Raw genomic sequence first — 11,822 nt, 5'->3', positions numbered from 1 at the left:
TACGAAGTCACCTTTTGTTACTTGTAATACTTGCTCTTTCATATCTTTCATTCTCCCTTCATTTATCTTTTGTTACAGAACTTCTATTATACTAATACACTTGATAGAAATACGATTAATGCTGTTAATACTACCGCTCCACTTGCTGATCCTACGAAGTCACCTTTTGTTACTTGTAATACTTGCTCTTTCATATCATTTATCCTCCCTTTGAATAAGTTTTCTATATGTAATTTCTAAGAAATGTTTTTTTCATAGTTTTTATGTTACCGTTACATTGAATTTGATAACGTAACGTTTGTAACATTAATGTAACATAACTATTATTACGTTGCAATATGATTACGTAAATTTTATTACATTTTTTTTACGTTTTTTTATAAACACCCTTAAAAACCCTATTCCAATGCATTTTCCACTACATTCACGTTTGTAACATTCGTGTAACATTACAGTCATAAACCTAAATATAACTATATTCCTCTCTACTTTTGTTACAAATCAAGGTGAATCTTTAATAAGTAAGGTTGAATCTACTAGGTTTTCACTGGATGGTACACTATAGGACAAAATACTATCTTTCCAAGATAAGTTTATATGTTTCCTCTATATAACTATGTATAATAAAAACAAAGAGGTGGTCATTTTGAAATTAATCGCATTAGATATGGATGGTACACTACTATCATCTAATCTTGAAATCTCCAAAGAGAACTTACAAGCAATCCAAACTGCACAAGAAGCTGGACATATTGTAATGATTTGTTCTGGCCGCGCAAAAGAGGATGCTTTAAAACTATTGGAAGAATACCAATTATCTCTTCCAGTTGGAGCAAGCAATGGGGCAATTGTTTACGTGGATGGAAAAGTAATTAACTCGCGTTGTTTACAAAACGATAAAGTATACAAACTTGCAAAATTACTAGAAGCTGAAGGTTTTCCATATAAGCTATATACAAATAAAGGGGTTTACTCTCCTTCTACATGGCAAGATCAAGTGATGCAGGCATTCGAAGAAAACAAGCATGCGCTAGATGTTACATTAGAAGAACTCGAAAGAATTACAGAAAAACAAAAGAAATCAAACCTAATTACTGATTTCCAAAAAATCGAAGATGTTGTAAACAATCAAGAACTCGAAATATCTAAATTCTTCATTTTAACGTTCAATGCAGGTCATCGCGCCCAGTTATTAAGTATGTTACAAGAAGACACTGCTATTATGGTTACAGCATCTGCTCCTACTAATTTAGAAATTATGGATAAGAATGGCCATAAAGGAAATGGGCTACAGCAGATGGCAGCTCATTTTAATATACCAATTGAAGATACAATTGCTATTGGTGATAATTTTAATGATGTACCAATGTTAGAAGTTGCTGGTTTATCTGTTGCAATGGGAAATGCTGAAGAAGATGTAAAAAAATTATGTGACGTTGTAACATTAACAAACAATGAACATGGTGTTGCCCATGCAATCGAGCAATTTGTTTTAAAACAAACTTTATCTAGTAAATAAAAAAAAGACCCTTTCAACTTCTGAAAGGGTCCTTCTCTTTTATACATGATGACAAGCAACAAAATGATCTTCACCAACATTACGAAACTCTGGTACCGTTTGTGTACAAACATCTGTCGCAAACGGGCAGCGTGTATGAAAACGACAACCTGAAGGTGGATTTGCTGGACTGGGAATATCCCCCTCTAGTATAATTCGCTCCCGCTTCACTGTTGGATCTGGTATTGGCACAGCTGATAACAATGCTTTTGTATACGGATGAAGTGGATTCGTAAATAACTCATCACGCGGTGCCGTTTCTACAATCGTTCCTAAATACATAATTCCTATTTTTGTACATAAATGTTCCACAACACTTAAATCATGTGAAATGAATAAATAAGATAATCCCTTTTTCTCCTGTAACTCACTAAATAAATTAATGATTTGTGCTTGAATAGATACATCTAGTGCTGCCACAGGTTCGTCAGCTACAATGAATTCTGGATTTAATACCATAGCTCTTGCGATAACGATACGCTGACGTTGCCCACCAGAAAACTCATGAGGATACCGGTCAATATGATACGGAGCTAAACCACATAACTCCAATACTTCTATCACCTTTGCACGAACATTTTCTTTCGTCGCTAGTCCGTGAGCCAACATCGGCTCACCAAGTGCTTCTCCAATTCTCATTCTTGGGTTTAATGAACTAAATGGATCTTGAAAAACAAGCTGCATATTAGGGCGATGTTTTCTCAATTCCTCCTTGGATAAGGAATAAACATCGTGCCCTTTAAACTTTACTTCCCCCTCCGTTTTTTGGACGAGACGTAAAATTGTTTTTCCTATCGTTGTTTTTCCACTTCCTGATTCTCCAACGAGACCGAACACTTCACCCTTATTAATAGTAAAACTTACTCCATCAACTGCCTTTACATGTCCAATCGTTCTACTAAATATGCCGCCCTTAATTGGAAAATACGTCTTTAAGTTTTTCACTTCTAATAATGGTTCACTCATTGTTCCGCACGCTCCTCATATAACCAGCAAGCTACTTTATGGTTCTCATCGTGTACATTCAAATTTGGTGCCTCTTCTTTACATATTTCCATACAATGCTCACAACGACCACTAAAATAGCAAAATTCACCTAAGCCAACTAAATTCGGAACTTGCCCTGGAATAGAATATAGTTTATCTATTCGTTTTCCCATTACCGGTTTTGATTTCAACAAACCTTTCGTATACGGATGTTTCGGATTTTGGAATATCTCTAGTACTGGAGCTTCCTCAATAACTTTTCCGCCATACATAACGACAACGTAATCAGCCATTTCTGCTACAACGCCTAAATCATGTGTAATTAATAAAATCGATGTTTTAAATTCCTCTTTTATCTGTCTTAGTAAGTCTAATATTTGAGCTTGAATCGTAACATCAAGAGCAGTTGTCGGTTCATCTGCAATTAATAACTTAGGATTACAACTAAGCGCAACAGCAATCATAATGCGTTGTAACATGCCTCCACTTAGTTCATGTGGATACGAATGCACAATTTCATCCGCACGAGCTATACCAACTTTACGAATTAATTCGATTGCCTTTTTATACGCCTCATTTTTACTAAGTAATTCATGCTCTCTTAACGTTTCTACAATTTGTTCTCCTACAGTGAAGACGGGATTCAGCGATGTCATCGGCTCTTGGAATATCATCGCAATATCATTTCCTCGTAAACTACGAAGCTCTTTCTCTTTCATACCTAAAAGACTTTTTCCTTCATATAAAATGTCTCCACCTACTACACTTCCTGATTCAGCAATAAGTCCCATAATCGATAGCGCCGTTACACTCTTTCCGCAACCCGATTCACCTACAACACAAACTGTTTCACCTTCTCGAACTGCAAAGCTAACATGATTAACAGCCTTTACTGTTCCTTCTTCTGTCTGAAAATGTGTTTGCAAATCTTTCAGCTCTACTACCGCTTTACTCATATTCCCTCACCTACCGTCTCATCTTTGGATCTAACGCATCACGAAGTGCATCACCAAGTAAATTAATTGATACAACTGTTATAAAAATTGCAAAACCGGGCGGAATCCATAACCACGGACGCTTTTGGAAATCGATTAATGAGTTAGCTGCACTAATCATATTTCCCCATGATGGTGTAGGCGGGACGACTCCAAGACCTAAGTAGCTTAGTGCGGATTCCCCTAAAATAGAGCCTGCAACACCTAATGTGGATACAACAATTAAGATCGGTAAAACATTAGGGATTAAATGATATATAATTTTCCGGTAATCTTTTATTCCTAACACATCAGCAGCTTGCATAAATGCTTGCTCCCTGAGTGATAAAATTTGACCTCTTACAAGACGTGCAAGTCCTGGCCAACCTACTAAACTTAAAATAATCATAATGACATAAAGACGATAATCAGATGGTACTTTCCATTCTGATAAAATAGCTCCCATTATAATAAGCAACGGCAATCCCGGCATCGACATTAAAATATCTGCAAGACGCATAATAATATTATCGACAATCCCGCGATAAAAACCTGCAATAGCTCCTAATAAAGCTCCAAGTATAACCGATAAGACCATTGAAGCTAATCCAATTGTTAATGAAATGCGTCCTGCTTGCATAAGTCTCGTTAAAATATCTCTTCCCAATTGATCTGTACCGAGCCAATGTGAAAAACTAGGTGGTTTGTTAATTAAAGCGACTTGTATTTTCCCTGATGCATATGGCGAAAAGAGCGGACCGACAAAACAAAATAAAAACATAAACATTAGTGCATAAAACCCCACGAGTGCCATCTTATTTCTCTTTATTTTTTTAAGAGCCTGTCGCCATGGTGATGATTCATTTCTTCTCTTTTTTTCTTTTTTCTCTGTAATTGCTTTAACAGTTTCCATCTAATCCCCCCTTACTTCAACCGAATACGTGGATCAACAACTGCATATACGATATCAGCGAAAAAGTTTGAAACAATTGTTAAACAAGAAAGAAACATCGTAAATGCCATTAATACTGTATAATCACGAAAATTTAGTGCTTCTAATTGAATATTACCAATCCCTGGCCAGTTAAAAATTTGTTCAATAATAATTGCTCCCGAAAATAAACCTGGTAATTCAAATGCTAATAACGTAATCGCCGGTAATATTGCATTTTTTAACGCATGCTTATAAATAACAGTCTTCTCCTTTAAACCTTTCGCCCGTGCTGTTCGTATGTAATCTTGCCTTACAACCTCTAACATGCTTGTTCTAAAGTAACGAGTTAATGAACCCACACCAAGAAGAGTCAAAATAAATACTGGTAAAACCATATGCTTGGCAACTTCTATTACGTAAGCTAATCCAGTCGAATTACTCCCGACATCAATCATTCCGCCTATCGGTAATAACTTAAAGTCCACCGCGAACACCTTAATTAAAAACAAACCGATAAAGAATGAAGGAAATGACATTGCTGCAAAGACACCAATTGTTACAAGTTTATCGAATAAAGAATGTTGCTTCGTCGCTGAGAATACGCCGATAATAAGTGCAATTAGCCAAATAAAAAACAATGCAATAACAGCTACACTAAAAGAATTCCAAATAAATTTATTTAATAATGACGTTACAGGTTCCTGATATTGAAGCGAAAAACCAAAATCCCCTTGCAATGCATTACCTAACCAATGAAAATAACGCTCAACAATTGGCTTATTTAATCCATATAATTCCCTAAGTTCAGCTGCCCTTTCAGGTGTAATCTTTGGATTTGAATCAATATAGTCTCCTGGAAGAAGCGCAAACAGGAAGAAAATAATAATTGATGTTCCGAACAGTGTAGGAATCATTTGTAACAACCTACGAACGATATATGTTTTCACCCTTTTTCTCTCCAATCTTATGCCTAAAATAGAAGAACATTTTTTCAAAGCGGTACATTACTGACCGAATGAAAAAATGTCTTCTATTTATACATCCTTATCGTTATTTTTCAAATGATAAAACTGGTAAGTTTGCGCTAATACTATTGTATTTTTCAGAGTCAATTCCTTTTATATTCCCGTTATAACCAGTAATTGTTCTACGGTAGTTTAATAGAATTACTGGTGGGTCATCACTTAACTCTTTATATAATTCTTTATAAATAGGTTTACGTTTTTCAATATCAACTGTCTCAATACCTTTTTTAATTAACTCATCTACTTTCGCATTTTTATAACCAAGACTCTTATCATTGACACCAGACAAATATTCACCAGCTGTTTCACTCGGATCACTTGTAATCGGTGTCGAAACAGAAGCTAAATCATAGTCACCTTTATTTACCTTCGAAAGCATAGTATTAAAGTCCATAAATTCTGGATTAAATTCTACACCTATTTCTTTATAATTCTCTTTCGCAATTGGAATTAATAAATCACTATCTTTAGCCGAACTTGGGCCGAAATAAGAAAGCTTTAATTTTTGACCATCTTTTTCACGAACTCCATCCGAACCAACTTTCCATCCTGCTTCATCTAATAATTTTTTCGCTTTTTCTTTGTCGTATTCATATTTATTAACTCCTTCTTCCGTATAAGCCCAAGAAGTTGGATGAATTGGTACATTAGCTACCGTACCGTATCCTTTCAATGCTGTATCAACATATTTTTTACGATCTAATCCGTAAATAAGTGCTTGGCGAACCTTTTTATCCTTTAAGTACGGCTTATTATTATTCATATAAATATAACTAAATGACGCTGCTGTTTCGATTTGGATATTCGCAAATTCTAAACCCTTAGCCTGTTCAAGAATTTCATCACCAGTACCTAGGCCAGTGTAGTCAACCTCACCTGTTTGGAATAATTGAAGCTTCGTATCGCCAGAAGTAATTTTATAAATGAAGTTTGGAATTTTGGGTTTGCCCGCATAATAATTTTCATTTGCTACAAATCGAACTTCTTGCCCCGGGATATACTTTTCAAATTTATATGGACCCGCAGCTATCGGTTTTCCATATAACTCTTTTAAGTAATCTAAACTTGTATTTTGTTTGTAATCTTTTCCGTAATAAGCTTTTGATAATACTGTACCACCTAAAACAAATATAGCTTGTGAATTAACTTTTTCAGTGGTAATTTTAATTGTTTGTGGATCAACAACTTGAATACCTTCAATAGAAGTTGCCTTTCCTTCTTTATATTCTTTACCACCTTTAACCGCATATTGAGAGATATCTATTTCACCTTCATATGCCTTATCATGTAAAAGCGTCAATGTGAACGCTACATCATCTGCTGTTAATGGCGATCCATCGCTAAATTTTAAGTCTTTACGTAAATGGAATGTATATGTTAACTGATCAGAAGAAACGTCCCACTTCTCCGCTAATTCCGGAATTGGTTTCCCTTGTTTATCCGTTGATACAAGAGATGCAAAAATCACTGAAGTCACGTTTCCATCCCAACCATTTTGTTGGAAATATGGTAAAAATACGCCGCCAGGTTTACTAATACCAACTACTAGCGTATCTTTTCTATTCTTCGCTTTATCTGGTACTTTCGTTTTATCTGTCGCAGCGATCTTTTCAATTTTTATATTTTTTAAATCTTGTTGTTTAACCGGTTCTGTAGAAGCCGTATCTTCCTGTCCCCCACAAGCAGATAGCACAAGCGAACTACTCATTAATACCGAAAATACACCAGCCCATTTTTTCGTCTTTTTCTTCATTGTCCCCACCCTAACTTTTTTTTAATAATTACACCTTATGAACTGCTTGCCCTATGTATGCCTCCCACAGCAACATTTATAGCCAATCGGAAAAGTCGGTTTTAATCGTAAAAAAATAGATGTTTTTGAGGGGTAACAATCTTATTCCGACTTTTCCGGTAGACTTTATGGTTAATAGCTTATAACTTTCAATATATTTTGTCAATTCTTTCTAAATAAATATTTTTATGGTTTTTTTCAAAAATATTGTTTATTTAATTTAGGAAACTACATATCGTTGTAGTTATCTTCACTCAACCCCTACTATAGCTTTTTTTATAAGTCCCTTTTCGTTTTCAATATGTATCGTTTCTAATGTTTTTTAGTTTATGCATCCACATTTTATATTAAAAAACATAAAACTACTTCTATTCCTTCAGCATGAAACATAGAATACTAATAATCAATTACCAAAAAGGGGGCGAAAACATGGACAACCTATTCCAATATGTCCTGCACTACGTATTATTAACAATTATGATAGTCGGGGCGCTATTACTATTCCCTTTCTTCCCAAAATTCGTCCTCTTTTTAGCTTTTTTTATTATGCTCGGGACCGCTATTATCATTTCAACAAAAGAAGATACCACACAAAAAGAAAGCAGAGTTCAGCGCGTAAAGCTGTGACTCTGCTTTCTTTTTTATTTTCAATCTCAGATTTCCATCATACATACTTATGTCTCGGGAAATAATTAGCCTTTACTTTCGTAATTAATCCTATCGAAAATCTACTAATAACATATATATTTTGCCTCACCATTGCATATGTTTCACAACCTATGCAAGATGCGTAACAAAGATTTACCCAAGTTACTGTTTCACGTGAAACACACTTTTTCATTTATCTCTTACAGTAAAATATAGTTATAAAAAAAAAGAAAGCTAATCCCTTCAGCAAAACTGAAAGGAATTAGCTTTCTTTTTTTTACCCCACAATATTATCTAACTCATTATATAACTCCGCTCGTAACAACTCTTTTTTCGTTTTTTCTTCATACAATTGTTCAAGCATTTCAACATCAGCTACATGTTCCATTTTACATTCAAGTGCATATATATCTTCTTCTACACGCATTAACTCGGTTTCAATCCCCTCAATATTCCTAGCTTCTTTCTTTTTTACAGGGACTGTTTCAATACTTTTTCTCCCTTGAGGTTTCTGCTTTATTACTTGCTTCTCAATCCTTTCCTCCCACTTTTGACGAGCCCATGCATAGTTCCCTGCAAACTCAAATAATTTGCGTTCATCAATCCAATACGTCTTTTCAAATAACTTATTTAAAAAATAACGATCATGTGAAACAGCTAAAATCGTTCCATTATATTGCTCAAGAGCTTCCTCTAAAACTTCCCTTGATTCAATATCAAGATGGTTTGTCGGCTCATCTAAAATTAAAAAATTGATGTCTTGATACATAAGTTGCGCCAGTCTTAGCCTCATTTTTTCTCCACCGCTCAGTTGCGTTACATTCTTAAACACAGCTGGACCATAAAATAAAAACTTAGCTAATATATGTCTTGCTTCTCCCTCTGTTACAGCTACATACTCTCTGAAAGCTTCCAATACATTACTCTTCATATTTCCGTACGCATGCTGCGATAAATAACCAATTTTGACACTACTACCCATCCGAATTTCACCAGCATCTGGCTCTATTTCTTCTAATAGTAATTTTAGTAGCGTAGTCTTCCCTGTGCCATTACGACCAACGATAGCCGCACGCTCCTGAAAACGAACATGTAAATTCGCTTGTTCAAATAAAGGTTTGTCAGAAAAAACTTTACTCACTTCTTTCATTACAACAACATCTTTCCCGCTTCTCTCTTGCCCTTCAAACTGAAGTCCCATCTGTTTTCGTTCTAAAATCGGTCTCTTTAACTTCTCCATACGTTCTAACGCACGTTCCATATTTCTCGCTCTCTTATGGAGTCCTTCATTCGGCGGATTCGCTTGATTTGCCCATTCACGTAGACGCTTAATTGCTTCTTTCATTTTCTTTATTTTCTTTTGCTGTTCTTGATAAGCCTGAAACTCATGAAGCAACCTTTCTTCCTTCTCCTCAACAAACTGAGAATAATTCGTATGATACACGTGAATTTCTCCATCTTCTAAATCAAAAACTTTCGTTACAACTTCATCAAGGAAATAGCGATCATGTGAAATAACCATAACTGTTCCGGTGTATTCTTTTAAAAATTGCTCTAACCATTCGACTGCAAATAAATCCAAATGATTTGTCGGTTCATCTAATAGAAGTAAATCTGGTTTCTGCAATAGCATATACGCAAGGCTTACCTTCGTCTGTTCTCCTCCGCTTAATTCTAGAAATGATCGGAGGAATAGTTCCGTCACTTGTAGACCATTTGCTACCTTCATAATATTTGCCTCTATTTCATAACCACCAAGAAACGTAAATTTTTCTTGAATTACACCGTACCTCTCCATCAGTTTTTGCAAAGCAGACGCTTCCCGTTCCTCCGTCATATTTTTTTCTAAAACACGCATTTCTTTTTCTAATTCCTTTTCTACTTTAAAGGCGGAACCCAATACATCGTATACAGTCATGCCCTCATCAAACTTTGGAATTTGTGCGACATGACCAATACGTGTACCTTTCTTCATATGAACGGCTCCTGCATCCACATTCTCCATTCCTGTTAGAAGACCAAAGATTGTTGTCTTCCCACTACCGTTACGGCCAACTAAACCAACACGTTCACCATTCTTTATTTCAAGCGATATATTTTCAAATATGATGTTTCCACCAAAAGATTTCGTTACATTATTTACACTACAAATTGTCATTTTCCGTACTCCTTTCAATATAAAAAAATCATGGGAAAGAAACATTCCCCATGATTTTCGACATAGAAAAAGGAAGCCAAATAGCTCCCTTTTCACACGTTTATTAAAAATGGGTGAAGAGATTTCTATCGTTCAATAGCTACTATGCAATTGTTAAAAAAGGGCAGACGTATCCCGTTAACAATTACATCATGAAAAATCGCACGACAAAAATAGATAAAATCTAAAAATTTGGCACGCGCAGCTAAAGAACGTTTCATCTCATTCACCCCTTTCGTACGGAATTTAATACTTACTTCTTTATTATACTTCCCTATTTTATGTTTGAATAGTCATTTTTCTGAAAATAATGAAGATAGACTAAACATTTCAATAAGTGACATCAAATCTTACAAAACTGTTATGTTCACGTAATGGAAAGCGATAGTACGAAAAGATGCCTCCCTATACAATAAAGATGTAAACAAGAGAGACAAACAAAAGGAGGAAACAATCATGATGAAAGAAATCGTAAAAGCAATCTTTGAGGTATTAGTGAACGGACAAGCAGTTGTAAAAGAACTAAATGAACTATAAAAAGGAGTGAAGAAATATGATGAACATGGTGAAAATGATCTTACACGCTTTAGTCGATGCAAAGGCAGTTAGCCAAGAATTAAACCAACAATAAAAAGGGGTATATGAATATGAAGAAAGCCATTATTATAATCACAAGTACAGCAATCGCCTTATACACAATAAAAAATAGAAAAACGAAACATAGTGAAAATACTCTATATTATCCATACACATTATTAAAGAAAAAATAAAAGACAAGATACCCTATCGTAATGAGGATATCTTGTCTTTTATTTTTCCCTATTCACTTTAAAGGATTTCCTTCTCCTTTCCCCGAATGTATTAAGCGGGATTTTCACACATATTTTAAAGGGGTATATACAAATGGATACACAACAACTATATTTTTTAAACGATATCGGTAAACAAAAACCAGAAAGCATTCGGAACAGAAGCGCTGCATGTCCATTTTGCGATAGAGAAAATTTAACGGATATTTTAGAAACTGAGGGCTCAATTATTTGGTTGAAAAATAAATTCCCTACATTAAAAGATACATTTCAAACCGTGTTAATCGAAACGGATAATTGTGAAGATCATATCGCAACATATACAGAAGAGCATATGCGAAAACTAATTCATTTCTCTATTCAACATTGGTTAAAGTTACAGGAAAACGAAGACTTTTCATCTGTAATTTTATACAAAAATCATGGTCCATTTTCAGGCGGAAGTTTGCATCATGCACACATGCAAATTATCGGAATGAAACATGTAGACTATCTCGAGAATATTGAAGAGGAAAATTTCCAAGGGATAATTGTTCAAAAAAATGAATGTATTGAACTCAATATTTCAGAGCGTCCTATTATCGGTTTTACTGAATTCAATATAATCATTGATGATATTGCATGTATAGATGAAATGGCAAATTACATTCAGCAAACTGTACGTTACATACTGACAGATTTCCATAAAGGGTGTAGCAGTTATAACTTATTCTTCTATCACTTAAACGGAAAAATTATTTGTAAAGTTGTTCCTAGGTTTGTCGTTTCACCGTTGTATGTAGGATATAAAATACCACAAGTTTCTACAAAACTAGAAGAAGTGAACATACAACTAGCGCAGTACTTCACAAGGCAGGAAGACAAAAATATCCATAAAAAAATAGAGTAGGTATCGAAA

The 11,822-nt window shown here is 34.8% G+C and carries 12 protein-coding genes; 4 read left to right on the top strand and 8 right to left on the bottom strand.

From position 1 onward, the window contains the following. Positions 1-86 precede the first annotated feature (86 nt). A complete protein-coding gene (locus tag JDS92_RS13255; protein WP_000664237.1) occupies positions 87-194 on the bottom strand; it encodes a DUF3948 family protein in 108 nt (35 codons plus the stop codon). Positions 195-646: 452 nt separating this feature from the next. Here JDS92_RS13255 and JDS92_RS13250 point away from each other — a divergent pair, with 452 nt between their 5' ends. Continuing rightward, positions 647-1,519, top strand: a complete 873-nt coding sequence (locus JDS92_RS13250) for a Cof-type HAD-IIB family hydrolase (protein ID WP_000766432.1) — start codon at positions 647-649, stop codon at positions 1,517-1,519. A 39-nt stretch (positions 1,520-1,558) separates the two neighbouring features. Here the strand turns inward: JDS92_RS13250 and JDS92_RS13245 are convergent, their stop codons facing one another. The 5 genes from JDS92_RS13245 to JDS92_RS13225 form a co-directional block, all read right to left on the bottom strand. Continuing rightward, positions 1,559-2,524 (bottom strand): ABC transporter ATP-binding protein, encoded by a 966-nt coding sequence (locus tag JDS92_RS13245; protein ID WP_001294496.1) that lies wholly within the window; start codon positions 2,522-2,524, stop codon positions 1,559-1,561. Then, positions 2,521-3,501: an ABC transporter ATP-binding protein gene (locus JDS92_RS13240; protein WP_000030774.1), complete on the bottom strand. Its 981-nt coding sequence runs from the start codon at positions 3,499-3,501 to the stop codon at positions 2,521-2,523. Before JDS92_RS13240 ends, JDS92_RS13245 begins: the two co-directional genes overlap by 4 nt. 10 nt (positions 3,502-3,511) lie before the next feature. Beyond that, complete coding sequence (gene opp4C / locus JDS92_RS13235) at positions 3,512-4,432, bottom strand: oligopeptide ABC transporter permease (RefSeq protein WP_087971134.1); 921 nt, start codon at positions 4,430-4,432, stop codon at positions 3,512-3,514. An 11-nt stretch (positions 4,433-4,443) separates the two neighbouring features. Then, positions 4,444-5,400, bottom strand: a complete 957-nt coding sequence (locus JDS92_RS13230; RefSeq protein WP_000860741.1) for an ABC transporter permease — start codon at positions 5,398-5,400, stop codon at positions 4,444-4,446. A gap of 103 nt (positions 5,401-5,503) precedes the next feature. After that, positions 5,504-7,231 carry an ABC transporter substrate-binding protein gene (locus tag JDS92_RS13225; protein ID WP_000730698.1) on the bottom strand — a complete coding sequence of 576 codons (1,728 nt, stop codon included), beginning with the start codon at positions 7,229-7,231 and terminating at the stop codon, positions 5,504-5,506. 468 nt (positions 7,232-7,699) lie between these two features. Between JDS92_RS13225 and JDS92_RS13220 the strand changes: the two genes are divergently transcribed. Beyond that, positions 7,700-7,897, top strand: a complete 198-nt coding sequence (locus tag JDS92_RS13220) for a hypothetical protein (RefSeq protein WP_141555943.1) — start codon at positions 7,700-7,702, stop codon at positions 7,895-7,897. A 298-nt stretch (positions 7,898-8,195) separates the two neighbouring features. Here JDS92_RS13220 and abc-f read toward each other — a convergent pair whose 3' ends face one another. Further along, complete coding sequence (gene abc-f, locus JDS92_RS13215; protein ID WP_199632028.1) at positions 8,196-10,076, bottom strand: ribosomal protection-like ABC-F family protein; 1,881 nt, start codon at positions 10,074-10,076, stop codon at positions 8,196-8,198. Between the two features lie 125 nt (positions 10,077-10,201). Continuing rightward, on the bottom strand, positions 10,202-10,336 hold the full coding sequence (locus tag JDS92_RS31240; protein ID WP_000830640.1) for an RAxF-45 family protein: 135 nt from the start codon (positions 10,334-10,336) through the stop codon (positions 10,202-10,204). Positions 10,337-10,756: 420 nt separating this feature from the next. Here JDS92_RS31240 and JDS92_RS13210 point away from each other — a divergent pair, with 420 nt between their 5' ends. Beyond that, positions 10,757-10,885 (top strand): hypothetical protein, encoded by a 129-nt coding sequence (locus JDS92_RS13210; RefSeq protein ID WP_002037821.1) that lies wholly within the window; start codon positions 10,757-10,759, stop codon positions 10,883-10,885. A 133-nt stretch (positions 10,886-11,018) separates the two neighbouring features. Continuing rightward, complete coding sequence (locus JDS92_RS13205; protein ID WP_199632027.1) at positions 11,019-11,813, top strand: DUF4931 domain-containing protein; 795 nt, start codon at positions 11,019-11,021, stop codon at positions 11,811-11,813. The last annotated feature ends 9 nt before the right edge of the window (positions 11,814-11,822 follow it).

It is taken from the genome of Bacillus cereus group sp. N12, assembly GCF_016483575.1.
Taxonomy (GTDB): domain Bacteria; phylum Bacillota; class Bacilli; order Bacillales; family Bacillaceae_G; genus Bacillus_A; species Bacillus_A toyonensis.
The sequence above is the reverse complement of the archived record's forward strand: the minus strand, read 5'-3'. Positions and strand labels throughout refer to the sequence as shown.

Coding starts and splice junctions, on each gene's coding strand:
- JDS92_RS13255 (WP_000664237.1), bottom strand. CDS start 194: ATGAAAGAGCAAGTATTACAAGTAACAAAAGGTGACTTCGTAGGATCA.
- JDS92_RS13245 (WP_001294496.1), bottom strand. CDS start 2,524: ATGAGTGAACCATTATTAGAAGTGAAAAACTTAAAGACGTATTTTCCA.
- JDS92_RS13240 (WP_000030774.1), bottom strand. CDS start 3,501: ATGAGTAAAGCGGTAGTAGAGCTGAAAGATTTGCAAACACATTTTCAG.
- opp4C (WP_087971134.1), bottom strand. CDS start 4,432: ATGGAAACTGTTAAAGCAATTACAGAGAAAAAAGAAAAAAAGAGAAGA.
- JDS92_RS13225 (WP_000730698.1), bottom strand. CDS start 7,231: ATGAAGAAAAAGACGAAAAAATGGGCTGGTGTATTTTCGGTATTAATG.
- JDS92_RS13220 (WP_141555943.1), top strand. CDS start 7,700: ATGGACAACCTATTCCAATATGTCCTGCACTACGTATTATTAACAATT.
- abc-f (WP_199632028.1), bottom strand. CDS start 10,076: ATGACAATTTGTAGTGTAAATAATGTAACGAAATCTTTTGGTGGAAAC.
- JDS92_RS31240 (WP_000830640.1), bottom strand. CDS start 10,336: ATGAAACGTTCTTTAGCTGCGCGTGCCAAATTTTTAGATTTTATCTAT.
- JDS92_RS13210 (WP_002037821.1), top strand. CDS start 10,757: ATGAATATGAAGAAAGCCATTATTATAATCACAAGTACAGCAATCGCC.
- JDS92_RS13205 (WP_199632027.1), top strand. CDS start 11,019: ATGGATACACAACAACTATATTTTTTAAACGATATCGGTAAACAAAAA.